Here is a 24,388-nt window from a genome sequence, read left to right as displayed (position 1 = left end):
ACCCTGTCCTACGCGAAGGTGCCGAGCAGCCGCCCGTACACCCCGAACACGCCGATCGCCAAGGGGAACAGGGCGATCACAGCCACGGACTCCAGCAGGTCACCGGCTCGCCGCAGTCGCACCCGCACATGCTCGGCCGGCTCCACGGTCAGCACCACCAGAGGTACGACAGCGAGGAAGCCGAGCACGGCGACAGAGCCCGCAGCCGAGGCGTGGTCACCCCACAGCACGACGAGCCGCACCGCGACGACGGCCGCCGCGACGAGCAGCACCACAACCTCGGCGGTGAGCGGAAAGGCACGCGCCCGCAAGGCGAGCACCACCATCACGACGATGCCGAGCGGCACCGTCCACACCGACACCGTACGCAGGACGAGCACACCGGCCGCACCCGCAGAGGCGGCGAGAACCACGGTCGCAAGGACCAGCCCACGGTGGGTGGCGGCGAGCGCCGTACCCACCTGGTACCGGCTCACCGACGCCCCACCCGTACGCCGGTCGTCCAGCCCGGTCAGCCCCGACGCCATCAGCGCGAGCCGCGGCAGTATCCCGAGGACGACGACGGAGACGACGGCGAGCACCGCACCCACCCGGGCCTGCTGGGCGGCGGTCCCCGCCCCGCCCTGAAGTCCGAGGGCCGCTTCCCACACCACCAGGCAGCCGACGACAGCCCCGGCACCGACCAGCGCCCCGCGGCCCAACGGCGTGAACCACCCGGCGAGCAACAGTGCGAGCGCCACGCCCGCAGCGACACCCGCCAGCCGCACCGCACCGTCCCAGCCGTAGGCATCGGCGCAGGTCCAGCTGCCCAGGACAGCCAGGGCGGCGGCCGTGGAGATCAGGGTGGCGGCGAGTGCGTGCCGCCGGGCGCGCCCGAGGAGGACGCCGGCTGCGGCACATCCCACGGCAACGGCGAGAAGCCCCGCGCCGACTGCGGACAGGGCGAAGTGGTCCCGGGCCAGGAGCCCGGCGGCGAAGGCCCAGAGGACGGTTGCACACGCGGCGACAACGCGCCGCACCGCGGGCCGCCACCGCCAGACCCGCATGTCGAGATCGTCGGCGACTTCGTCGGTGACGTCATGGACGACAGGCGCGGAAGGGGCATCCTCCACCCGCACGAGCCGCAACACGGCCCCGTCGGTCACACCGGCCGACTCCAGGGTGCTGTCGTGGGCGAGCGCGGACCCGTCCGCGGTGACCAGATGCCGCAACTCGGGCCGGTCGCCCACGCGATCGTCCAGGAGCCGCATGACCTCCGGCAGCAGAACCCCGACGGGCTCCCGCGAAGGCAGCACGAGGTCGACCCGACGCCGCTCACCGACCAGGGTGATCCGGCTCAGCGCCGTACGGCTGCTGGTCACCGAACGACTCAAGGACCCCGTGGACATCACGCGTTCGAACCTATCACCGAGAAGAAGAGGCAGACGGGGCGGCAGCGATGGGGGAGTTCTGACCCAAGGACGGCACGGACGCGCCGTACGGGCTCTTCCCGATGACCTTGTGCGACACGAACGACCACCCCACACACCCGGCACACAGCACCGCCGCGATCACCACCCCGGCGAACACCTTTCCGACCCGCTCATCGAGCGACCGTCGCTGCCGCTGCCCGCCGAAGAGGAGGGCGTCGCGGAGACGGCGGCGGCGGACGGACACCGACTCGAGGAGCTGACTGTCGTAATCCTGCGCTGTCACGGTTACCTGCCATCCGCCCTTCGCGTCCTGGCTGTCACTACCTGCACCTGGTGAGCCGGCTACCTGTTCTGTTCCGTGACCTCTTCAATGAACGCGAGCGCTTCCGCTTCACTGATCTCCACGTGGTCAACCTCGTTGTGTCCCAGCTCGTGAAGCCGAAGGTACTCGGTCGGTTCCCAGCGCAGGTTCCTGGTGAATGCCTCGTCATGCGCTACGCCGTTCACTAGGCGGCGTCTCACGATGCCCTGAGGATTGCTGCGCGAGTAACCCTCACTGAACTTGGCGTAGTAGGTGATGTCACCAGAGCGTGGATCGAGGACCCGTACCTTCGCTCCGCGGCTGTTCAGCCACTGCTCGAGGTCAGGTCCACTGATCTCGCGCCGCACACCTGCATGGTCGATGACCGCGGGGCCGAAGAGCGTGCCGGAAAGCCCTTGGACGACGGTGTGCTCGTCGAGTACCGCCTTCAAGGACGTCTCGCGCACTGAGGCGTTGGTGAGATCGGCGCCCTCCAGCCTGACGTCGATCAAGGAAGCGCCATGGAGCTTCGCTGCGCGGAAGCGAGCCGACCGAGCATCGACCGCCCAGAGGCTCGTACTTCCCAGGTCCGCTTCGTCCAAAGTGGCACCGCGCAGGGAAGCCTCGTCGAGTTCAGCCTTGATCAGCGACGCATGCGAGAGGTCGGCATCATCGAGCACCGCGCCTTCCAGATGCGCCCGATAGAGGTCGGTGCCGATGAGTTTGGCGCTCCGGAGGACCGTCTGGGGCAGAAGTGCCATGGCGAGGTCCGCACCTGACAGGTCGGCCCGGGACAGGTCGAGGGCCGAGACGTCCAGAAGCGAGTCTTCTTGCTCGACCCACTCCCGTAGAACGGCAGCGGCCTCCGCGTCAGGCGGCATCAGCCTGACGATTCGCCGCACGTCACGGATACCAGACAACTCGATCACTCCACCCGTGCTGCTCGACGATCGACTTGACATCGTCGATCGCCGCTTGATTGGCATTGCGCATGTCGAGGATAACCATGCGCCCCTTGGTGACGATCTGGTCCTCCAGCTTGCGCACCCAGCCCTGGTTGTTCGCCGGGTTGTAGGCTCCCTTGAACGGCAGGGACTTGTCGCGGACGTTGTTCAGTGGTGGCCAGTCCGAGTGCACTCCCTTAATGTCGTAGAATTCTCCGGTGCTCGGTGAATATAGGTCCCCCTGATTGGCGCCAGGAGGACGCTGGATATCGGTCGGGACTTTCCCGTTTTCGCGTAGATCCAACGCAACGCGGGCTTCGTCCATTTCCGACGGCTTCACCTTCCCCTTGTGATCAGGGTCCTGCTTCAGTTGATCGAAGTCGTCGCTGTACCGCCGTGCGAGATCCTCCAGGTGTGCATCATGAGAGGTGCGCTGCTCTGGGGTGAGTTCCGGTGGCGGCCCGTTCCCGTGCGCAGAATCGCCTCCGCGCCGCCTCAAGTCGACATCGGGAGCACCGGCGGACCCTGTGCCATGCGGATCACCGTCGAGTCGAATCGAGTCAGCTCCATGAGGCACTGGAACCCTGTCGAACAGATCATTCTGCGCGGCCTGCAGGGCGGCGTATTCATCTCTGGAGATGCCAGGAAGGCGCCCCTTCTCGTACAGGACATGGGTGTCCATCTTGGCGATGAAGCTCTCGGGGGTGTGGAACTGTACTTCGAATATCTGACCAGTCGAAGGGTCCCGCCACGTGGAATTGATTCCTTTGTATCCCGAGCCATTCCAGGTGTTCTTGAATGTCACATTCTCGAACCCCTGGGCGCGCAGCTCGTCGACTGCCTGCTGCACCCCGTGTGAGTAGTTTCTGGTGGGAACCTCAACCGTGTATCGAAGGGAGTCCCTGATGTTGGCCAGAGCGCGCTCCGGCGTCAGTCGGGCGTCCTCGAGCAGGGCCGTGGCCACCTTGCGCTTGAGTGAATCCTCACCCTTGAGGCGGTACTCAAGTCCGTTGAGTTTCCCGTCCCCGACACGGCCGGCAGCTGTTTGAATCGCCTCCGTGATGCGCGGCTCGGTCGCCAAGGCTCGGTCCATGAACTGGCCGGTGGCGGCGTTCTCCTCCGGGCTGAGCCTCAGCCCCTGGGGTCCTTCCCAGGAGCCGTCTGGGAGGTTGCCTCGAGGCTCCATGGGACCGTCGGGCAGATGCGAACCTACGCCGACCGGCGGGCCTCCAGCGTCACCGCCGACACCGCCCGATCCGGAAGCGTGGGAATGCGCGGTGCCTGTCGTGTCAGGGATGTCCCGGCTGTGCCCCGAAGAGGTCTCGGCGCTGCCTGTTGCCTCGTGAGCTGAGTGTGGCGACGTGCTGTCGTCAGCGTGAGCTGCGACTGCGGGAGTACGGGAGGTCGCACTGACCCCGGCGAGTTCCCGCGTCCGTGGCGTTTCCGCCGTGACGGAACGCTCCCGCATCGGCACATCGCTGACCACCTTGTCGTCCTTGAGGACGACGAATCTGCCGTCCTCGACGACGAGCACGGAACGCCCGGTGGCGTCGGAGAATTCCAGGACGCTGTGCGGGGTGCGCAGTGCGGGGACGTTGTTCACGCCGCGCAGGTTCTCCGTGACCTGGGCGATCCTCGGAATGGCATGCCCTGTCACCTTGACCGCGGCTCCGATCGGGTCGATGACCTCGCCGACCTTCGCGACCGTGGCAGCGGCCTTGGCCGCCCCGCCGGCCTTGCCCGCCGAGGCCATCTTGAGCGGGCCCACACCGAGGGTGAGTCCGTTGAAGACGACGGTGGCCGCGGCGCGGGACGGGTTCTCCTCCCACATGTCCCAGGCCACGAAGCCCTTGGCGAACGCCTTGGCATGCTCCTTGCTGTCCTGGGCGAAGTCGGTCGCGAAGACTCCGGTGGGCTTCCGGCCGCCGGACTCCATGAGGTACGTCTCGGCCCCGACCACGGCCCGGACCAGGCCTTCCCAGGCCTGGCCCGCGCTGTCCGAACCGTGGAACCCGGCGAGGGTGGCGAGGCCGTCGACGGTTCCCCAGACGTTGTCGACGATGATGCCGTCCCAGAAGAAGCTCTTGGCGTAGTAGCCGAGGTCGTCCGGGTCCCACCAGTCGTGGGTCTGGGTGACCGGTGTGCCCCAGGGCAGTTCCTTGGCCTGGTCCAGCACCTCGGCGCTGTAGCCGTAGAGTTCAGCGCCACGCGGGGTGAACTGCTTGTCCCCGGTGTTCATCACGTACTGGGTGCCGCCGACCAGGGCCGTGATCCTGTTGTTGCAGGCGATCTCGGCAGCGGTGAACGCCGCCTGCGCGACGGCCACGTCATGCATCAGGGCTTGGTGCTCCGAGACCTTGTCCGCGTCATCGGTCCAGTTCTCGTCGAACTCCCCGTCGCTGGTCTTCAGCCCTGCCACAAAGGTGGCTGCCTGGTTCTGTAATTGCTCCAACCGCTTGGCGATCGGCGCGACTTCGGCCGCGTAGGTCCGCAGCGCGTCGGCCACCGTGGCGACTTTGTCCCCGAATTTGTCGGCGGCGTCGCGTACCGGCGCCGTGGAGGCGAACAGGTCCTCCGCCTCCGGCGCCTGGTAGAAGGCTGACAGCCCCTGGAACTGCCGGTGGGCTTCCCCGCCGGCCTGGCGTATGCCGTCCGCCTCGTCCCGCAACGCGTCTGTGTGCTGTTCCAGCTGGGCGAGATCGCCGGTGAACAGCGGGATGGAATCCGGCTTGATCACAGGCGGTCGGCCTTCCAGCCGTCCGGCATGTCGGGCCTGACCAGTCCGGCCGCCCGTCGCTGCACTTCCGCGGCCATCTCCAGGTCCCCGTCCCGGTACGCCACGGTGGCCTCCACCGCGCCGTTGACCGACCTGCCGACCCGCACGCCGATGAACTTCAGCTCGTCCGCGGTGCCCTCCATGAACTCCGCGAGGGCGGCGGCCACCAACCCGTTCTGCCCCATGTGCTCACCGCCCGCCCCACCCGGAGCGAGCGTCCCGGCCGAAGTGGCCGCACCCTGCACGTCACCCGAGTACGCCTGGACGATCTCGTCCAAGACCTTCATGACGCCACTCACGTTCGAGGCCACACTCTGGACCCCGGACGGAGAGATGTCCCACGCCGGCATGCGTCAGCCCCCGCTTCCCTCTCCCTGATACCGCTACCGCTGCGCGTCCGGCGTCAGCCGATGTTGTCGACGGCCGCCCGCGCCTTGGCCAGGGTCGTTTGCGCGGTCCCGTCGTTCTGTTCCATCGTCGTGCGCACCAGCCGGATGATCTCGCGGACCTCACCGGCGGCGCGGTGCCAGCGGTTCTCCTTGCCGTGGTACTCATCGGCGACACCGTCCGCGGTGAAGTCGGCCATCGCGGCCTTCACCGCGCGGTCGCGGTCGCTCAGTACCCGCTCCAGCTGTCCGATGACGGTGTGCAGGCTGATCTGTACCTCGCTGGAAGCGCCGGTGTCGTACGAACGACGGTCCTGGTTCTGACCCATGGTCGGATTCCCCCTTGAAAACGGTGACGGTGAAGGTGGCTACGGGCGCCTAGGCGCCTGCCTGGTTACCGTGCGCCGAAGCGGGCCGCGTCGAAGTTGGCGGCACCCATGTTCTGGTGGGCATTGTCTTCCAGCTCCACGTCACCGGTCCCGAACGCGGTGTCCATACCGGACTGACCACCCAGGATCGCCGCCAGCGAACTGTTCAGCGCATCCGTGGTCTCGTCGGCATGCAACTTGAACCTGTCGAACGCGGCCTTGCCCGCCCCGTTGAACTTCCCCTCCAACGGTTCCGCCGCCTGGATCAGCAACGCGATCAGCGTGCCCAGATCCTCACTCGAGCCGACGGTGCTCTTCCCGAGCTCCGACAGGGTCGTCGACCCCATGTCGAACTTCATCAACCCACCCCCGTAAGCGTGTTGTGCAGTCGGGTTGCGCGATCACTGCAGCGTACTCATGCGTCACGTGTGACTCGCAGCTTGCCGAACATCCTTCCGCACGTCATGTTGCAGGCGCAATGCGGAAGAGTCCGAGGTGGCTTGATCTGGTGGCTCGCCGCGTGAGGCGGCTAAAAGTGACTCGGGGGCTGACTGTCGAGTCGCAGCAGCTGCGGAATGATCACGGTTCAGCAGGAGCGGGCCTTCGCGCCAGATCGCCGCGATTGCCACCATCGGGATGGCCAGGCCGATGCTGGCGTGTCGGAGCGGTAGGCGAGGCGGGGAGATCTCGGGTGGGGGCTGAGACAGGTGCGGCCACCGGTGATCCTCGGTGCGTGAAGACTGAAGATCAGGCGGTGGCCGCTGGGCACTGCGTAGTCCTGCGGTGCTCGCGGACCTGCTGGGCATATCGCGACTTCCGCTCACCGGTCCGCCGGTCGGGCGGACGTGGGATCGAGCTCGTCAGCATCTCAAGCTTCGCAGGCGCAGCCCTCTTGGAACCACCTCGTGCCGGACGTGTCCGTAAGCGTTCACGCGTCCTCGGTGTCGTCAAGTGCGTCCAGACTCGGGCCCTCATCGTCCCCGTCCCACTCGTCGTCGTTGATCACTTTGCCCATGGCGGACGAGATGTGGCTGAGCAGCGCCGCTCTGCGTGCGGCAAAGAATCCGTCGAAGTCGTCGGAAGCCATCATGTCCGCATCGGCCAGGTGGGTGCGGATGCGCCCCGCCATGTCCTCGAAATCAGTCTCGGCGGACTTCTCCAGACGATCGAGGTACGAGGAGGGAGAGGTGCCTCCGATGATTCTGTTGGTGCGGGCGGTCAAAGGCGTCTTGTTGACGATCGAGTTGTAGACAGCGGGGTCCAGGTTGGCCTTTTCGCACCATGCTTTGGGGAAGATGTGATGGATGTCGATGGACTCGTCGAAGTATCCGGTCACCTCCGCCTTCTCCCCAGTGCGCCAGTCGACGGCTCCGGCTTTAAGTAGCAGAGCGTAGATGCCTTTGTAGGCGGCACTGTTTCGGGTTCGAAGCGTCAGTAGACGTCCCGGGGAGAACTGAGCGGCCGTCACCGTGCGCGGCTCTGTGGAGGTGCCGCGAATCCAGTCGACGACATCGGGCAGGTCCTGGCTGAAGCGGGTTTCGGTTGAGCCTCCGTACAGCTCCCCGAATACCCCGCACCAATACCAGCGGGCGAGTTTTTGCTGGGCTCCCGCGGTGTGTGCAGCATCGCCGGCCAGCGCTAGGATGGCGGCCAGCGGAATGAGTTGGGTGCCGTACGGCAGGAACTTTGTGTCGAAGAGATACTGCTGATGCAGGAACTTGGCAGCCGTCTTGAATCCTGCGATTACGGACGGGGAGAAGCGCTTGTAGTCATCAAGAGACAGAGCAAGCATGTCCTTACGCTTGCACCCGATGCGGGGGAGTCGCTCCTCCTCTGTCCCTTGTTGCTGTTCGGCCTGGCGGCGTGCTGCCGTAGCGAGCAGGGTGACTGCCTGGAGGAAGTCCGTATTGGACACCTCACGCAGGATGCGGTACTCGGGTGCCTTCCAGGCTGCGCGACATTCTTCCTGCCAGTGCCGGCGCAGATCGAACTCCTCGGCGGCGTAGGTTGCAGTCAGGAGTTCGAAAACGGTCAAAGTCACGCCGCCGGTGTTGACTTTCTCGAATACCTGGCATACGGCCTGTCGAGGAGTGTCCTGTCCCAATTCGATAACAGGGACGTGGTACAAGTCGAAGGGGCGGATGAATTCATTTCGAAAAGTGCGCCACAGGGTGCGTTTGGCTTTGTCGTCTCCCCAGTAGTCGGTGAATTCGTCCCCCCAGTCACCGTTGTCGAAAACTGCGTTCAGGGGGAACATGTGGTGCTCATACTCCAACTCAGGCTTCGAGTAGTCCTCGATGACCTCCCGACGGAAGTTGAGCACCTGACGCCCTGCCGGGAGGAAACGGATCGCTTCTTCCCGGTCGTCGTTTTCTTCGAGCGCTTTGCGCATGTCGACGTAGAACCAGCCGGATACCTGTTGCTTACGCATATCCTGGGTGACCACCGGGCGGCGGAGCTTCAGAGCCTGGAAGAGGGAAGTGAGGCGCTGTTGCCCATCCAGGACCAGCGACTCGGGTTCTGGTTCGCCGGTTGGTGTGGCTCCCTCGATCGGGCGATACTTGAATCGAACGTTGCCGCCAGCCCTGAGCAGCATCACGGTGCCGACGGGGTAACTCAGTGAGATGGATGCGAGAAGGCTGGCGATGTTCGGCCATGGCCAGACCCAGCCGCGCTGGAATTCGGGAAGCTGTGCCTTACCTACTTCAACCTGCCTTAGCATGTCGCGTAGCGGGCGTTTGTCGATGCTGAACGCCTCGTCGGCCACACAGCCTCCTTTGGGGCAGTGGTCGCGCCCGCGACCGAGATCCATGTCCTGTTCAACGCTACTAGCTGCATGGGCTGTTGAGCGCCGGGATGCGGAAGAATTCCCTGCCTGACGTGACTTGCGCTGCTTGGTGCGGCGGAGGCGGAATCCTTCCGCAAGACGTTGCAGGCAGTAGCCGGTCCCGCGACTGGGCCCCCTGCCCGAAACTCCTGTCGGAAAACACCTCACGCTCGCGGTGCCCATGGCTTCCCGCCTCGCCTGCTCATGCAGGTATACACAGCCCCGCACTAACCCGGGGAAAACGCATGAGCATCGACACAGAGCTACGACCACTGGCCTTGCGGGCTGCTCGGGCCGCGTGCGCTGGCCGGTAGCGGCGTGCGGAATTGACACCTGCGGAAACCGCGGAAACCGCCGTAGCGGCAAGGTACGCGATCCCTGCGACGGACCCGCCGCCCCGCCCCGTAGAGCAGTCGACAGACAGCTCACAGGGAGGGAAGCAGGACGTGGCAGGGCACAGGGGTAAGCGCGTCAGGGGTGCGGCGGCCGCCGTGGTGGCGATGGCGGCGCTCACCGCGTCGCAGGCGCCGGGGGCGGTGTCGGTGCGGGACTCCGTGCCGGCGGCCGGTCGGGCACCCGTCGAGGACGGACCGAGCGTGTCCGGCGACGCGCCGTACCGGACCGAGCTTCCGCCGCTGCGGACCGGGAAGGGCGCGGGCGGCCAGGCGATGGGGGAGGAGGTGGGCGGTGCGCTGCCTGCGAGCGTGTTCGCCGCCTACCGGCGGGCCGAGGACCGGCTCGCGCGTGAGGCACCCGAGTGCCGGCTGCGCTGGCAGCTGCTGGCGGCGATCGGGCAGGTGGAGTCGGGGCAGGCGCGCGGTGGCAGGGTGGCGTCGGACGGTACGACCTTGGCGCCGATCCTCGGGCCGCGGCTGGACGGCGTCGCCTTCGCGCTGATCCGGGACACCGACGGCGGCGCCCACGACGGGGACACGGCCTACGACCGCGCGGTCGGGCCGATGCAGTTCATCCCGTCGACCTGGGCCCGCTGGGGCGCCGACGGCAACGGCGACGGGCGTACGGATCCGAACAACGTCTTCGACGCGGCACTCGCCGCCGGACGGTATCTGTGTGCCGGTGGCCGGGACCTGTCCATTCCCGCCCAGCTGGACCGCGCGATCCTCGGCTACAACCACTCGGCGGCCTATCTGCGCACGGTCAGGGCCTGGTACGCGTACTTCCTGGAAGGGCATCGGGTCGTGCCGGACGGCTCTGCCGGGTTCCCCTCCGCCGGGTCCTCCTCCGTGCACCCGGAGCCGTCGCGGCCGGCGACCACGCCGAAGCCGTCGCCGACCCCCTCCGCCCGGCCGAGTGCCCCGCCGTCTGGTACCCCGTCGCCGGCTTCCCCGGCCCCGACCAGAACCCGCCCGGCCCCCGACCCCGAGAACCCGGACGAGCCACGACTCCCCGCCCCCGACCCGGACTTGGAGCTCCCTGCCTCCGACCTGCTGCCCAGCGGTGCCCCGCTCACCAGTAACAGCGCGGACTCGATGACCGTCTCCCCCTCCACAACCGCCGATACTGGGCGGTAATGTCGCCCCCCGCCGGACAGCACCAGACCGGTGGGCGAGCGCGAAGGGGCCCTCATGGCGACGGACATGCCTGCGGACATGCCCGCAGAGACACCTGCAGTGGTGACCGCTGCCGACGAGCGGTGGCGGCGTATGTGGAGCCACCGTGAGCACCTGCTCAAGGTGGCCCGGCGCAGGTCGATGAGTACGGAGGACGCCGAGGACGCGGTGCACGAGGCGATGCTGCGCGCCGCCGAGCGGCCCGACCTGGACGAGGAGCGGCTCGCGGCCTGGCTGACGACGGTGACGATGCGGCTGTGCGTCGACCGCTACCGGCAGGTGAACCGCGAGGCCGAGGTGCGGACCAGCCCGACGCTCATCGCCCCCGGCCCGGTGCCCGTCGAGGAGGCCGTGTGCGACCGGGCCGAGGCGAAGTGGCTGGCGGTGCGCAGTGGTGAGCTGCCCGCGCGGCAGGCCGAGGCGCTGCGGCTGAAGTCGGAGGACCTGGACGTCGGCCAGGTCGCCGTCCGGATGGGGCTGAGCTACCGGACCGTCGAGTCGTTGCTGGCCCGGGCCCGGCGGACGCTGCGGCAGTCGCTCGCCGCCACGCTCGGGTTCGCGCTGTTCCTGATCGGCTGGGGACGGCCGCGCGGAGTCGGCAGGGCGCAGGCCGTGGCGGTCGCCTCGACGGCGGCGTCCCTGGCGGTGGCGGGGTTCGTGCTGCCGTACGCCCTCGATGGCGGTGGGGGCGGGGGAGGCGGGGGCGGTACGACGCCTCGGCCTGTGGCCGCCTCACCGGACGCGGAGACGTTGCGGCCGGACGGCGGTGGCGGGGGCCGTACGCCTCGGGGGAATGAGCCCACGGCTGCGGCCGCCGAGCGAGGAGCGGCCGAGTCCGCCGCCGCCGAATCGTTCCTCCCGTTGTCCGTGCCGTCGCTGCCGGACGCCCCCATCATTCCCGATGTTCCAGACGTTCCGCGCGTTCCTGATGTCCCGGTGTCGTCGCTGCCCTCGCTGTCCGCGCCGGAAGTCCCGCAGGTGCCCGACGTCCCCGAGCCCGACGTTCCCGACCTGCCGGTGGAGACCTCCGCCGTGCCGACCGACACGGCGGTCCCCGAGATTCCGGAGGTTCCCGCCACACCATCCCCCTCCCTCCCAGAGCCCACCGAGCTCCTCCTCCCGTAGCGCCCGGAAACCCACTCCCGTACCCACCCGGAAACCCACCCGGAAACCCGCCCGAAAACCCGCCCGAAAAAAATCCGCCCCCCGAGCGACGGACCCCCCACCCCTCCCCGTAGAGCAGATGTCAGAGCTGCTGGAGCTGCTCCACGGGCTGAAGGGCGGACCGTATGGGTGTCGAGATCTGTGTGGAAGGGCTGACCAAGTCCTTCGGTCACCAGGTCATCTGGCAGGACGTCTCGCTGACGCTGCCTGCCGGGGAGGTCTCGGTCATGCTCGGCCCCTCCGGTACGGGCAAGTCGGTGTTCCTCAAGACGCTCGTCGGCCTGCTGAAGCCGGAGCGCGGGTCCATCACGATCCAGGGCCGGGACATCACCAAGCTCCGCGAGCACGACCTGTACGAGGTGCGCAAGCTCTTCGGCGTGCTGTTCCAGGACGGTGCGCTGTTCGGCTCGATGAACCTGTACGACAACATCGCCTTTCCGCTGCGCGAGCACACCCGTAAGTCCGAGAGCGACATCCGGCGCATCGTGCTGGAGAAGATGGACATGGTCGGGCTGATCGGGGCGGAGGGGAAGCTGCCCGGTGAGATCTCCGGCGGTATGCGGAAGCGGTCCGGGCTGGCCCGGGCCCTCGTCCTCGACCCCGAGATCATCCTCTTCGACGAGCCCGACTCGGGTCTCGACCCGGTCCGTGTGGCCTACCTCAACCAGCTCATCGTCGACCTCAACGCGCAGATCGACGCGACCTTCCTGATCGTCACGCACGACATCGCCTCGGCCCGCCAGGTGCCCGACAACATCGGGCTGCTGTTCCGCCGCGAGCTGGTGATGTTCGGGCCGCGGGAGAAGCTGCTGGCCAGCGACGAGCCCGTCGTACGGCAGTTCCTGAACGGCCGGATGCAGGGCCCGATCGGCATGGCGGAGGAGAAGGACGCGGCGCAGGTCGAGCAGGAGCTCGCGCAGATCGACGACAGCGGGGGCGTTCACGAGCCGCCGGCTCCACGCCTGCTGCCGGGGCCGGGCATCACCCGGCCACCCCGCTGGGAGGCCATCGCCCGGCGCGAGGCCGCGCTGCACCAGAAGGCGGTGGCCGGCGCATGAGTCTGTCTCCAACCGGAGCCCTGCGGCACTCGGGCAGCCTCTTCGCGATGGCGCTGGACGTCGTCCGCACGATCCCCCGACGGCCTTTCCAGGCGCGGGAGTTCATCCAGCAGACGTGGTTCGTCGCGAGCGTCACCATCCTGCCGACGGCCCTGGTGTCGATCCCCTTCGGAGCGGTGATCGCGCTGCAGATCGGCAGCCTGACACGGCAGCTCGGCGCCCAGTCCTTCTCGGGCGCCGCCTCCGTGCTCGCCGTGCTGCGCGAGGCCTCGCCGATCGTCACCGCGCTGCTGATCGCGGGCGCCGGCGGCACGGCGATCTGCGCCGACCTCGGGGCGCGGAAGATCCGCGACGAGATCGACGCGATGCAGGTGCTGGGCATCGACCCCATCCACCGGCTGGTCGTCCCGCGCGTGCTGGCGTCGATGCTGGTGGCGGTGCTGCTGAACGGCCTGGTGTCGGTGGTCGGGGTGGCGGGCGGCTACTTCTTCAACGTCGTTCTCCAGAACGGCACCCCGGGTGCCTACCTGGCCTCCTTCACCACCCTCGCCCAGCTCTCCGACCTGTGGGCGGCCGAGGTCAAGGCGCTCGTCTTCGGCGCGATCGCCGGGATCGTCGCCTCCTACAAGGGCCTGACCGCGAAGGGCGGGCCCAAGGGTGTGGGCGACGCGGTGAACCAGTCGGTGGTGATCACCTTCATGTTGCTGTTCGTGACCAACTTCGTGATGACCGCCGTGTACTTCCAAGTCGTTCCGCAGAGGGGATGAGGCATGGCGCTGCTGAATCGTCTGGAGGAGCTGGGCGCCCAACTCTCCTTCTACGGCCGCTCGCTGGCCTGGACCGGCCGCACCCTGCGCCGCTACAAGAAGGAGATCCTGCGGCTGCTGGCCGAGGTGAGCTTCGGCCGGGGCGCTCTCGCCGTCGTGGGCGGCACGGTCGGCGTCATCGCCTTCCTGTCGTTCTTCACCGGCACGGAGGTCGGGCTGCAGGGATACGCGGCCCTGAACCAGCTCGGCACCTCCAACTTCGTCGCCTTCCTCTCGGCGTACTTCAACACCCGGGAGATCGCCCCGCTGGTGGCCGGGCTCGCGCTCTCCGCGACCGTCGGCGCCGGGTTCACCGCCCAGCTCGGCGCGATGCGGATCAGCGAGGAGACCGACGCGCTGGAGGTCATGGGCGTGCCCTCGCTGCCGTTCCTCGTGACGACGCGGATGATCGCCGGGTTCGTGGCCGTCGTCCCGCTGTACGTGATCGGCCTGCTGTCCTCGTACCTGGCCGCCCGCACCATCACCACCGGCTATTACGGACAGTCGACGGGCACCTACGACCACTACTTCCAGCAGTACCTGCCACCGGTGGACGTGCTGTGGTCCTTCGGCAAGGTGCTGGTCTTCGCCGTGCTGATCATCCTCGTGCACTGCTTCTACGGCTACTACGCGAGCGGCGGCCCGGCGGGCGTCGGCGTCGCGGTGGGCCGCGCGGTGCGGACCTCGATCGTGGCGATCAACGTCCTGGACTTCTTCCTGTCGCTGGCGATCTGGGGCGCCAGCACGACCGTACGGATCGCGGGGTGAGCCGCCGTATGAAGGTGCTGAGACTGCGGTTGTACGGCGTCGTCTTCATCGCCGTGCTCGCGCTGCTGCTGTCCCTGTCCGTCGCCGTCTACCGGCAGGCGTTCACGCCGGTCGTGCGGATCACGCTGGAGGCCGACAGCCTCGGCAACCAGCTCGATCCGCGCGCCGACGTCAAGCTGCGCGGGCTGCTGGTCGGCGAGGTGCGCGAGGTGCGGGCCGACGGGACGAAGGCGACGCTCGACATCGCGCTCAAGCCGGAGCACGTCACCCACATCCCGTCCGACGTGCACGCGCGCCTGCTGCCCAAGACGCTGTTCGGCGAGAAGTACGTCGACCTGGTCGCACCGCGCGGCTCCTCGGCCCGGCCCATCCGCGCCGGTGACGTCATCACCCAGGACCGCACCCGCGTCGGCATCGAGGTCCAGCAGCTGATGAACGACCTGCTGCCCCTGCTGCGGACCGTGCAGCCCGGCAAGCTCAACGCCACGCTCTCCGCGTTCGCCACCGCCCTCGAAGGCCGCGGCGACCGGATCGGCGACAACCTCACGCGAGTGGAGGCCTACCTGCGCCGCCTCAATCCGCACCTGCCGTCCTTGAAAGAGGACATCGCACGCTTCGCCGACGTCGCCGAGGTCTACGGCGACGCCGCGCCCGACCTGATGGAGATCCTGCGCAACACCGTCACCACCAGCCGCACGATCGTCGAGGAGAAGGACCGGCTGGCGGCGGCGCTGAAGTCCACGGCCACCGTCGCGGGCACCGCCGACGACTTCCTCGACACCAACGGCGACCGGCTGATCACCCTCGGCCGGGTCTCCCGCCCCACGCTGGAGCTGTTCGCCCGCTACTCCCCGCAGTACCCCTGTCTGCTGGCCGGCCTGGTCCGGCAGGAGAAGGCGTCCGAGGAGGCGTTCCGGGGCGGCAAGATGCACATCACGCTGGAAGTCGTACGGCCGCAGGGCGCGTACGAACCGGGTGAGGAACCGCGCTACGGCGAGCGGTCGGGCCCCAACTGCCGTGATCTGCCGCATCCTCCGGTGCCGGCGCCCGGCGCTCACCTCAACGACGGTTCCAAGAAGCCGGGTTCGGCCCCGGGCGGCCCGCTCGGCGTCTCCGCCACCCGCGCCGAGCAGCGGGCCGTCGGCTCGCTCGTGGCGCCGGCGCTGGGCGTGCCCGCGGACGAGGTGCCGCCGGTCGCGACGCTGCTGTTCGGGCCGATGGCGCGCGGGACGGCGGTGAGTGTCGCATGAGCACCACGAGCGCCCGGCAGACCGCCGCAAGTGCCCGGCAGACCGCCGCCCCGCTGATCAAGTTCAGTCTCTTCGCGCTCGTGACGGTGGTGGCGACGGCCCTGCTCGCCGCCACCATCGTGAACATCTCCTTCACCCCCGAGCACGAGTACCGCGCGGTCTTCAGCGACGTCACCGGCCTGGAGGAGGGCGACGACATCCGGGTGGCCGGAGTGCGGGTCGGCGAGGTCGCGGGCATCCGGATCAAGGACCGGACGCTGGCCGAGGTCACCTTCACGGTCAGCCAGGACCGGCCGCTGCTCACCAGCACCGGCGCCGTCATCCGCTACCGCAACCTGGTCGGTCAGCGCTACGTCGCGCTGACCGAGGGCGCGGGCGACGGCACTCGGCTGCGCCCCGGCGGCACGATCCCGCTCGCGCGCACCCAGCCCGCCCTCGACCTGAACGCGCTGCTGAACGGCTTCAAGCCGCTGTTCGCCGCGCTCAGCCCGAAGGACGTCAACCAGCTCGCCACCGAGATCATCAAGACCCTCCAGGGCGAGGGCGGCACCGTCAACAGCCTGCTGACGCACACGGCGTCGCTCACTACGACGCTGGCCGGCCGCGACAAGCTGATCGGCTCGGTGATCGACAACCTCAACACCGTGCTGAAGACGCTCGACAAGCGCGGCGCCCGCTTCTCCGGACTGCTCAAGCAACTGCGCCGGGTCATCTCCGGCCTGTCCGCCGACCGCAAGCCCATCGGGGAGTCGCTGGTGAGCATCGGCGATCTGACGGAGGCCACCTCGGGCCTGCTGAAGGACGCGCGTCCGCCGCTGAAGGACGACATCGCGGAACTGACCGACCTCACCGGGACGCTGAACGACAACGAGAAGACCGTGGAGGGCGTGCTGAAGAGGCTGCCGAACAAGCTCAACGAGCTGACGGGGACGGCGTCCTACGGCTCGTGGTTCAACTTCTACCTGTGCGACTTCGACGGCCGGATCGTGCTGCCGAAGACGAAGCAGGTGCTCACGCCCGAGATGTACGTGGCGAGGGCGAGGTGTGGGGCATGAGCCGCAAGCGCCGCCCGGAGCCGCTGGTCAAGGTGCGGGTGGAACCGCCGAAGCTGCCGAAGATACGGCTCCTGCCCCGCCGCACGCCGCGTCCGCAGCCGCTGGTCAAGGTCCGCATCGACCCGCCGAAGCTGCCGAGGATGCGACTCCGGCGCCCCCGCCTCGGCCCCTTCCGCGAGCGCAACCCCGTCGTCATCGGCGCCGTCGGACTCACCGTCCTCGCGCTGCTGACCGCGGCCGCGTTCAACGCCGACCGCCTGCCGGTGATCGGCGACGGCGAGACGTACAGCGCCGCCTTCGCGGAGGCGGGCGGTCTCAAGCCGGGCGACGAGGTGCGGATCGCCGGGGTCAAGGTCGGCAAGGTCGAGGAGGTCGACCTGGACGGCGACCACGTCAAGGTCACCTTCAAGATCAAGGACGAGCCGGCGTTCGGCACCGAGACGGGCGCGTCGATCCGGGTCAAGACGATCCTCGGCGCGAAGTACCTCGCCCTGCACCCCAAGGGACGGGGCCGGCTGGAGCCCGGCAGCGAGATCCCGCTGGAGCGGACCGTCCCCGCGTACGACGTCGTGCAGGCGTTCAGCGACCTCACCACCACGACGGAGAAGGTCGACACCGAACAGCTGGCCAAGGCCCTGGACACCATCTCCACGACCTTCGAGGACTCACCCGAAGAGGTACGGGCGTCCATCAAGGGCCTGTCGAAGATCTCCCGGACGGTGGCCTCGCGCGACAAGGCCCTCACCGAGCTCCTCGACCACGCGAACGGCGTGACGGGCGTACTCGCCGACCGGTCGGGCGACTTCACCGCCCTGGTCGAGGACGGCGACAAGCTGTTCAAGGAGATCAACAAGCGGCGCGCGGCGATCCACAAGCTGCTGAAGACCTCCGCCGCGCTCGGCATCCAGCTCTCCGGCCTGGTCCAGGACAACGAGAAGGAGATCGGGCCCGCGCTCAAGGGCCTCAACACCGTGGTGAAGATGCTCGAACGCAACCAAGCCGGCCTGGAACGGAGCATCAAGCTCCTGGCCCCCTACGTACGGGTCTTCACCAACACCCTCGGCAACGGCCGCTGGTTCGACTCCTACGTCCAGAACCTGGTCGCCGCCCCTGTGGTGCCGCGGACGCGGACGGGAGGCGCGCAGTGAGCAACCGTCGGACGAAGCCCCTGGCCCTGCTGACCGCCCTGGCCCTGGTCGCCGCACTCACCTACGTCCTGTGGCCGCGGACCGAACCGGCCCGCGTCACGGCGTACTTCCCCCGCACCGTCGGCATCTACCCCGGCTCGGACGTCCGCGTGCTGGGCGTACGGATCGGCGAGGTCAAGAAGATCACGCCGGAGGGCGGCCGGGTGCGGGTGGAGCTGGAGTACGACGCGGACCGCAAGGTCCCGGCGGACGCGCAGGCCGCCATCATCAACTCCTCTGTGGTCAGCGACCGTTACGTGCAGCTGCTGCCGGTGTACCGGAGCGGTCCGGTGCTGCGGGACGGGGACGAGATCCCCGAATCGCGTACGGCCGTACCGGTCGAACTGGACCGCGTCTTCGACAGCCTGCACACCACGGCCGAGGCGCTCGGCCCCGAGGGCGCCAACAAGGACGGCGCCTTGTCACGGCTGCTCGGCGTCAGCGCCGACAACCTCGACGGCCAGGGGAAGAACCTCCACCGGACGGTCAAGGACCTCTCGGAGGCGGTCACGACTCTCTCCGACGGCCGCACGGACCTGTTCGGCACGGTCCGCAACCTCCAGGTGTTCACGGCGGCGCTGGCGGCGGACGACAAGAGCGTGCGGTCGTTCAACAGCAGCCTTGCCAAGGTCGCCGAGCAACTCGCGGGCGAGCGCAAGGACCTGGCGGCGGCGCTGAAACACCTCGGCACGGCTCTCGGTGACGTGTCCGCCTTCGTGAAGAAGAACAAGAAGTCCCTGACCTCGAACGTGGAGGGCCTGAGCAAGGTGACCAAGGTGCTCGTCACCCAACGGGCGGCGCTGGAGGAGCTGCTGGAGGTCGCGCCGACGGGCATGTCGAACCTGAACAACGCCTACAACCCCTCCGCCGGCACCCTCGACACCCGCAACAACCCCGACCATCCGCAGGATCCGGCCTCCCTGCTGTGCTCGATCCTGAAGACGACCGGGGAGAAGACCGACTGCAAGGACCTGAGGGACCTCTTCGACTCTCTGCCCGAAGTGCCCGCAGTTCCCGAAGTGCCGGGGGGCACCGCGGTCACCGGCACGGTCGACCGCACCCTCGGCGGAATCCTGGGGGCACGCGCATGAGGCCACCGCGCATGAGGCCATCGCGCATGAGGCCACCGAGCAAGGGCGGGGCCGTCGCCTGGGCGGCCGTCGGGACGCTGCTGCTGTCCGGCTGCGAGTTCAACGGCTGGTACGACGTCCCGCTCCCCGGCGGAGCCGCCGCCGACGGCCGCGCCTACCACGTCACCGTCGAGTTCCGCGACGTCCTCGACCTGGTCCCGCAGTCGGCGGTCAAGGTCGACAACGTCACCGTGGGCGCGGTGGAGAAGGTGGAGCTGGAGGGCTGGCACGCGCGGGTCCGCCTCCGGGTCGCCGACTCGGTGAAGCTGCCCGCCAACGCCGTCGCCGGGCTGCGGCAGACCAGCATGCTCGGCGAGAAGTACGTGGCGCTGGCCGAGCCGCCGGAAGGCACGCCGGTCGGCCGGCTCCGCGACGGTGACGTGATCCCCCTGTCCCGCAGCGGCCGCAACCCGGAGGTCGAGGAGGTGCTGTCCGCGCTGTCCGCCCTCCTCAACGGCGGCGGCGTGGCCCAGCTCAAGACGATCACCACGGAGCTGAACAAGGCCCTGGAGGGCCGGGAGAACCGGGTCAAGTCCCTGCTCAAGGAGCTCGACACGTTCATCGGCGGTCTGGACGACCAGCGCCGGGACATCGTCCGCGCGCTGAAGGCCGTGGACCGGCTGGCCAAACGGCTGGGCAAGGAGAAGACGACGATCGCCGACGCCGTCGACGCGATGCCGCCCGCCCTGAAGGTCCTGGCCGACCAGCGCCGCGACCTGACGAGGATGCTCACCGCCCTGTCGAAGCTGGGCAAGACCGGCACCAAGGTGGTCAACGCCTCCCACGCGGACACGGTCGCCAACCTCAAGCGGCTGCGGCCGATCCTGCGACAGCTGAACAAGGCGGGCAGCGACCTGCCCAACTCCCTGGAGCTGCTGACGACGTACCCGTTCCCGCGCAACGTGGTGGACGCCATCAAGGGCGACTACGTCAACCTGCACATCACGGCGGACCTCGACCTGCCCGGGATCTACGGCAACCTGACGGACGAGCCGGGCGGCGGGAAGGGCGGGGACACGCGGATACCGGAGCTTCCCGAGGCGCCGGACCTGCCGGACGTACCGGATCTCCCGGAGGCACCGGATCTGCCGGACGTGCCGAAGCCCACCGCGCTGCCGAGCGGTCCGAGCGTGCCGTCGCGCCCGTCGGCCCCCTCGGGCGGCGACGACCCGCTGTGCCCGCCGGTCTGCACCGCCGACTACGGCTCCGGCGGCCACCGCACCCGGGGCGACTGGCCCGAGGGGATCGACCTCGAACTCGCCGAACTGATGCTGAAGGGGGTCCAGCCGTGATCACCCGTACGGTCAAGGCACAACTGATCGCCTTCGCCACCCTCACCGCTGTGGGGGTGTCGTACGTCGGCGCCGAGTACACGGGCCTGGTGGACGAGGTCCTGGACCGCGGCTACACCGTGCGGGCCGACTTCGCCGACTCCGGGGGCGTCTTCCCCGGCGCCGAGGTCACCTACCGCGGGGTGCCGGTGGGCAAGGTCGGCGCCCTGCGCCTGACCGGCCCCGACGGCGTCTCGGTCACGCTCGACATCGAGGACGGGGCGCCGCGCATCCCGGCGGACGCGCTGGCCGTGGTGGCGAACCGTTCGGCGGTGGGCGAGCAGTACGTCGACCTCCAGCCGCGCACCTCCCGCGGGCCGTACCTGCTGGACGGCAGCACGATTCCGCGCGAGAGCACGCGGGTGCCGCTGTCGACGACGGACATGGTCCTCAGCCTGGACCGCCTGGTGAACTCGGTCGGCAAGGACGACCTGGGCGTCACGGTCGACGAGTTGGGCCAGGCGTTCGCCGGTACCGGCCCGAACCTGAGCCGCCTGGTGGACTCGGGCAACACCCTGGTCGAGTCGGCGTCCGAGGCGCTGCCGGAGACGATCGCCCTGATCGAGGACTCACGCAAGGTCCTCAAGACACAGGCCGACCAGGGCTCGTCGATCAAGTCGTTCGCGCGCGATCTGGCGGCGCTCTCGGCCCAGTTGAAGGCGAGCGACGGGGACCTGCGCAAGCTGATCGGCAACGCGCGGCCGGCGGGGCAGGAGCTGAACTCGCTGCTCAAGTCGACCGGGCCGCAGCTGTCGGTCCTGCTGGCCAACCTGATCAGCGGCGGCCAGGTCACGCTGGCCCGCCTCCCCGGCGTCGAGCAGGCCCTGGTCACCTTCCCGTTGATGGTCGAGGGCAGCTACACGGTCGTCCCGGGCGACGGCACCACCCACTTCGGCTTGGTGTTGAACGCCGACGACCCGCCGGCCTGCACCCAGGGCTACGGCACGGCACGCCGCGACCCCGCGGACACCAGCACACGCGAGGCGAACACCGGCGCCCGCTGCACGCTCCCGCGCGGCAGCCAGTCGTCGGTACGGGGTGCGCAGAACGCCCCGGGCGCGTCGACCCCCGGCGGCGGCGCGAACCAGGCGGCGTACGTCACCCCGTACGACCCGGAGACCGGTACCACCACCGGCCCGGACGGAAGCAACGTCGAGATCGGCTCGACGGGCGGCCAGCAGGCCGTGTTCGGAAAGGAGTCGTGGCAATGGCTGCTCGTTGGCCCCGTGGCCTGAGGCCGGTGCGCCCCGGAGTGATGACGGCAGGGCTCGTCACGGCGACCGTCGTCACCACGGCACTGTCACTCTGGCTGGCCTTCGGCCTCTACCAGCAGCGCGAGGCGGACCAGCGACGCCAGGGCATCCTGGCCGCCGCCCGCCAGTCGGCGCTGAACTTCACCTCCCTCGACTACCGGCACTACGACCGCGACAGCGCGAACGTACTGGCGGGCGCGACCGGCGAGTTCAAGAAGCAGTTCACCGCGCAGACGGACCAGCTGACGAAGCTGGTGGCCCAGAACCAGTCCGTGTCGCAGGGCCAGGTCCTGGAGGCGGGCATCGTCCGCTCCGACGAGGACTCGGCCCGAGTGCTGGTGGTCGCCGACAGCAAGGTGAGCAACACCGCCGCGCCCGAGGGGGAGGCGCGCACGTACCGGCTCCAGCTCGACCTCGTGCACAAGGACGGCCGCTGGCTGACGTCCGACGTCGAGTTCGTCGGCTGACCCGCGGGCCGATCCGCCGACCGACAGGCACCGACAAGCACCGACAAGCACCGACGAGGAGCACGAGGAGTACCACCATGCCGAAGACGACCACCCGTCGCACGATGACGGCGGCCGCCCGCGCCGCGGCGAAGCGCGCGGAGCGCGGCCACCGTGAGGCGGGCACTGCGGCGGCCGGCGACGAGGAGTCCCCGCGCCCGGCCGAGCGGCCCCGCGCCGGACGCACCGTCCTCGTCGAGGCCCCGAAGGACGGCTGGGACGACCCGCCGGAGCCGTCGCCGGAGTCGTTCGAGGAGGACGGGACTTTCGAGGAGGACGCGCCACAGGACCGGAGCGAGCCCGGCCCCGGCGGCCGTCGGAGGCTGCTCACCCTGGTCCTGGCCGTCCTGCTCGTCGCAGGTCTGGTCGCGCTCGCCGCCCTGGGATGGCAGTACCGCGACGGCCGTATGGCGGAGACGGCCCGGAGCGAGGCGCTCGCGGCCGCGCGAAAGGCGGCGCCGATCGTCCTGTCGTACGACTACCGCCGCCTGGACCAGGACTTCTCCAGGGCCCGTGCCCACCTGACCGGCGACTTCCGCGACGAGTACGGCAAGACCACGAAGACCGTGGTCGCCCCCACGGCCGAGAAGTACCACGGCGTGGTGAAGGCCACGGTCGCCGCCCCCGGCTCCGGCGGCACCCCGGCCGCCTCCGTCGTCTCGGCCTCCCCCGACAAGGTCGTGGTGCTGCTCTTCGTCAACCAGGTCACCGAGAGCACCCAGGTCTCGGGGGCCCGAGTGGACCAGAACCGGGTGCGGATGACGATGGACCGCACGGGCGACGGGTGGAAGGTGAGCGCGGTGGACGCGCTGTGAAGGCGGCTCCGTCTCGGATCAGCCCGCCGCCGTGGCCAGTGACCGCTCCCGCACCCCCTCCAGATGCCGCCCGAACACCTCCCGCGCCTCAGGCGTCAGCGTCCGCAGCGCCATCAGTGCCGTGATGGCGACGTCGCACAGCTCCGCCTGCACGTCGTCCCACGTGTGCGTCACGCCCTTGCGCGGGTTCTGGCCGGTCGCGCCGATGACCGCCTCGGAGACCTCGCCGACCTCCTCGGACAGTTTCAGGATGCGCAGGAGCACGCCCTCGCGGCCCTCGACCGGGCGGTGGGTGTCGAGCCACTCGGACAGGGCGTCGATGGTGGCCCACAGGTCGGGCACGGGCGGCGTGTGATCACTCATGGGCGGCAGCCTGCCACGAGGGTCTGACAGTGCCCCCTGCCGCTGCTACTCCAGGTACTCCTCCTCGAACAGCGCGTCCTGCTCGCCCTCCTTCTCCTTCCGCAGCCGCCGGGCCCGCGCCCCCACGATCAGCGCCGTCCCCGCCGCCGTCGCCGCGAACGCCGCCGGGATCATCCAGCCCCGGTTCACGGCGTGCCCGAGCGCGTGGTCCAGAGAGAGCCGGCCCGGGCCGGTGACGGCGAGGCCCGCGGCGGTGAGGCCCAGTGTCGCCGCGTACTCGTAGCCGCCGCTCTGGTTGAAGAAGCCGTTCGGGGTGTGCACCGCCGCCGCGCCCGCCATCGCACCGGCCGCCGCGGCCCCGGCCGCCGGTGTGGCGAGGCCCAGGGCCAGCAGGGTGCCGCCGCCGGTCTCGGCGAGGCCCGCCGCCGTCGCGCTCGCCTTGCCGGGGGCGTAGCCGACGGACTCCATGAACTGGCCGGTCCCCTCGATGCCGTGCCCGCCGAACCAGCCGAACAGCTTCTGCGTGCCGTGCGCGGCGAGCACACCGCCCGTCCCCAGCCGGAGCAGCAGCAGGCCCAGATCACGTCGGTCGTAACGCCTCACGTCGTCTCCCGGAGCAGACAGCAGGAACAGAACACTCCCCGTCGCGTTTCCACCGTCGCACCCCTGACACCCCCCGACACCCGGCGGACTCTCCCGGGACGCCGTTCGGGTGGCACCGGTGGCGTGGTCCGGTGGCCGGTACGAGGCTGACTGGCATGACGATTCAGACCACGCGTCTCAGCGACCCGGCCGTCCGCGCCTTCGTGACCGCCGTGAACAACCACGACCGCGAGGCCTTCATGGCACTTCTCGCGCCGGGCGCGACCATGGCGGACGACGGCTCCGACCGCGACCTCGCCGACTGGATCGACCGGGAGATCTTCTCCTCCCACGGCCACCTGGAGGTCGACAACGAGTCCAACGGCGGCCGCGCTCTCATCGCCCGCTACAGCAACGACACCTGGGGCGAGATGCGCACCCGGTGGAGCTTCACCGTGGACGACGACGGCAGGATCTCCCGCTTCGAGACCGGCCAGGCCTGAAAACCGCACCCCGCCGGGGCTTGTGTTCGCGT

At 69.1% G+C, this 24,388-nt stretch carries 24 protein-coding genes; 14 read left to right on the top strand and 10 right to left on the bottom strand.

Annotated elements, in window-relative coordinates:
- Positions 1 to 8: 8 nt before the first annotated feature.
- The 8 genes from eccD to ACZ3I3_RS04915 all read right to left on the bottom strand — a co-directional run bounded on the left by eccD (position 9) and on the right by ACZ3I3_RS04915 (position 8,954).
- Complete coding sequence (gene eccD, locus ACZ3I3_RS04950) at positions 9 to 1,388, bottom strand: type VII secretion integral membrane protein EccD (protein WP_467362739.1); 1,380 nt, start codon at positions 1,386 to 1,388, stop codon at positions 9 to 11.
- A 16-nt stretch (positions 1,389 to 1,404) separates the two neighbouring features.
- On the bottom strand, positions 1,405 to 1,695 hold the full coding sequence (locus ACZ3I3_RS04945) for a hypothetical protein (protein WP_467362583.1): 291 nt from the start codon (positions 1,693 to 1,695) through the stop codon (positions 1,405 to 1,407).
- 59 nt (positions 1,696 to 1,754) lie between these two features.
- Positions 1,755 to 2,642: a pentapeptide repeat-containing protein gene (locus tag ACZ3I3_RS04940; protein ID WP_467362581.1), complete on the bottom strand. Its 888-nt coding sequence runs from the start codon at positions 2,640 to 2,642 to the stop codon at positions 1,755 to 1,757.
- Positions 2,617 to 5,394: a hypothetical protein gene (locus ACZ3I3_RS04935; protein ID WP_467362580.1), complete on the bottom strand. Its 2,778-nt coding sequence runs from the start codon at positions 5,392 to 5,394 to the stop codon at positions 2,617 to 2,619. Before ACZ3I3_RS04935 ends, ACZ3I3_RS04940 begins: the two co-directional genes overlap by 26 nt.
- Positions 5,391 to 5,783, bottom strand: coding sequence for a DUF6507 family protein (locus ACZ3I3_RS04930; RefSeq protein WP_467362578.1), 393 nt, complete (start codon positions 5,781 to 5,783; stop codon positions 5,391 to 5,393). The genes ACZ3I3_RS04935 and ACZ3I3_RS04930 overlap by 4 nt, the downstream gene beginning before the upstream one ends.
- Before the next feature lie 53 nt (positions 5,784 to 5,836).
- Positions 5,837 to 6,148 (bottom strand): pore-forming ESAT-6 family protein, encoded by a 312-nt coding sequence (locus ACZ3I3_RS04925; RefSeq protein WP_467362576.1) that lies wholly within the window; start codon positions 6,146 to 6,148, stop codon positions 5,837 to 5,839.
- Between the two features lie 65 nt (positions 6,149 to 6,213).
- Positions 6,214 to 6,546 carry a hypothetical protein gene (locus ACZ3I3_RS04920; RefSeq protein ID WP_467362574.1) on the bottom strand — a complete coding sequence of 111 codons (333 nt, stop codon included), beginning with the start codon at positions 6,544 to 6,546 and terminating at the stop codon, positions 6,214 to 6,216.
- A gap of 569 nt (positions 6,547 to 7,115) precedes the next feature.
- Positions 7,116 to 8,954, bottom strand: coding sequence for a GmrSD restriction endonuclease domain-containing protein (locus ACZ3I3_RS04915; protein WP_467362573.1), 1,839 nt, complete (start codon positions 8,952 to 8,954; stop codon positions 7,116 to 7,118).
- A gap of 560 nt (positions 8,955 to 9,514) precedes the next feature.
- Between ACZ3I3_RS04915 and ACZ3I3_RS04910 the strand changes: the two genes are divergently transcribed.
- The 13 genes from ACZ3I3_RS04910 (at position 9,515) to ACZ3I3_RS04850 (ending at position 22,908) form a co-directional block, all read left to right on the top strand.
- Positions 9,515 to 10,546: a lytic transglycosylase domain-containing protein gene (locus ACZ3I3_RS04910; RefSeq protein WP_467362736.1), complete on the top strand. Its 1,032-nt coding sequence runs from the start codon at positions 9,515 to 9,517 to the stop codon at positions 10,544 to 10,546.
- 54 nt (positions 10,547 to 10,600) lie between these two features.
- Positions 10,601 to 11,710, top strand: coding sequence for an RNA polymerase sigma factor (locus tag ACZ3I3_RS04905; RefSeq protein ID WP_467362571.1), 1,110 nt, complete (start codon positions 10,601 to 10,603; stop codon positions 11,708 to 11,710).
- A 164-nt stretch (positions 11,711 to 11,874) separates the two neighbouring features.
- Positions 11,875 to 12,807 carry an ABC transporter ATP-binding protein gene (locus ACZ3I3_RS04900; RefSeq protein ID WP_467362569.1) on the top strand — a complete coding sequence of 311 codons (933 nt, stop codon included), beginning with the start codon at positions 11,875 to 11,877 and terminating at the stop codon, positions 12,805 to 12,807.
- Positions 12,804 to 13,574: an MlaE family ABC transporter permease gene (locus tag ACZ3I3_RS04895; RefSeq protein WP_356924281.1), complete on the top strand. Its 771-nt coding sequence runs from the start codon at positions 12,804 to 12,806 to the stop codon at positions 13,572 to 13,574. The genes ACZ3I3_RS04900 and ACZ3I3_RS04895 overlap by 4 nt, the downstream gene beginning before the upstream one ends.
- Before the next feature lie 3 nt (positions 13,575 to 13,577).
- Positions 13,578 to 14,381: an MlaE family ABC transporter permease gene (locus tag ACZ3I3_RS04890; protein ID WP_467362567.1), complete on the top strand. Its 804-nt coding sequence runs from the start codon at positions 13,578 to 13,580 to the stop codon at positions 14,379 to 14,381.
- 8 nt (positions 14,382 to 14,389) lie between these two features.
- Positions 14,390 to 15,631, top strand: coding sequence for an MCE family protein (locus tag ACZ3I3_RS04885; RefSeq protein ID WP_467362565.1), 1,242 nt, complete (start codon positions 14,390 to 14,392; stop codon positions 15,629 to 15,631).
- Complete coding sequence (locus tag ACZ3I3_RS04880; RefSeq protein WP_467362563.1) at positions 15,628 to 16,686, top strand: MCE family protein; 1,059 nt, start codon at positions 15,628 to 15,630, stop codon at positions 16,684 to 16,686. Before ACZ3I3_RS04885 ends, ACZ3I3_RS04880 begins: the two co-directional genes overlap by 4 nt.
- Before the next feature lie 140 nt (positions 16,687 to 16,826).
- Complete coding sequence (locus ACZ3I3_RS04875) at positions 16,827 to 17,834, top strand: MCE family protein (RefSeq protein ID WP_467362734.1); 1,008 nt, start codon at positions 16,827 to 16,829, stop codon at positions 17,832 to 17,834.
- Positions 17,831 to 18,964 (top strand): MCE family protein, encoded by a 1,134-nt coding sequence (locus ACZ3I3_RS04870; protein WP_467362561.1) that lies wholly within the window; start codon positions 17,831 to 17,833, stop codon positions 18,962 to 18,964. The genes ACZ3I3_RS04875 and ACZ3I3_RS04870 overlap by 4 nt, the downstream gene beginning before the upstream one ends.
- Before the next feature lie 26 nt (positions 18,965 to 18,990).
- The gene (locus ACZ3I3_RS04865; protein WP_467362559.1) at positions 18,991 to 20,295 is read left to right on the top strand and encodes an MCE family protein; all 1,305 of its coding nucleotides are present in this window, start codon (positions 18,991 to 18,993) and stop codon (positions 20,293 to 20,295) included.
- Complete coding sequence (locus ACZ3I3_RS04860; protein ID WP_467362557.1) at positions 20,292 to 21,569, top strand: MCE family protein; 1,278 nt, start codon at positions 20,292 to 20,294, stop codon at positions 21,567 to 21,569. Before ACZ3I3_RS04865 ends, ACZ3I3_RS04860 begins: the two co-directional genes overlap by 4 nt.
- Before the next feature lie 20 nt (positions 21,570 to 21,589).
- Positions 21,590 to 22,054, top strand: a complete 465-nt coding sequence (locus ACZ3I3_RS04855; RefSeq protein ID WP_467362555.1) for a hypothetical protein — start codon at positions 21,590 to 21,592, stop codon at positions 22,052 to 22,054.
- 77 nt (positions 22,055 to 22,131) lie between these two features.
- Positions 22,132 to 22,908 carry a hypothetical protein gene (locus ACZ3I3_RS04850; protein WP_467362553.1) on the top strand — a complete coding sequence of 259 codons (777 nt, stop codon included), beginning with the start codon at positions 22,132 to 22,134 and terminating at the stop codon, positions 22,906 to 22,908.
- 18 nt (positions 22,909 to 22,926) lie between these two features.
- Here the strand turns inward: ACZ3I3_RS04850 and ACZ3I3_RS04845 are convergent, their stop codons facing one another.
- A complete protein-coding gene (locus ACZ3I3_RS04845) occupies positions 22,927 to 23,271 on the bottom strand; it encodes a MazG-like family protein (protein ID WP_467362551.1) in 345 nt (114 codons plus the stop codon).
- Positions 23,272 to 23,316: 45 nt separating this feature from the next.
- The gene (locus ACZ3I3_RS04840; RefSeq protein ID WP_467362549.1) at positions 23,317 to 23,874 is read right to left on the bottom strand and encodes a DoxX family protein; all 558 of its coding nucleotides are present in this window, start codon (positions 23,872 to 23,874) and stop codon (positions 23,317 to 23,319) included.
- A gap of 155 nt (positions 23,875 to 24,029) precedes the next feature.
- On the opposite strand from ACZ3I3_RS04840, the gene ACZ3I3_RS04835 reads away from it, so the two are divergent.
- Positions 24,030 to 24,356, top strand: coding sequence for a hypothetical protein (locus tag ACZ3I3_RS04835; RefSeq protein WP_020269661.1), 327 nt, complete (start codon positions 24,030 to 24,032; stop codon positions 24,354 to 24,356).
- Positions 24,357 to 24,388 lie beyond the last annotated feature (32 nt).

The organism is Streptomyces sp. NPDC016851 (assembly GCF_055562795.1).
The sequence above is the reverse complement of the archived record's forward strand: the minus strand, read 5'-3'. Positions and strand labels throughout refer to the sequence as shown.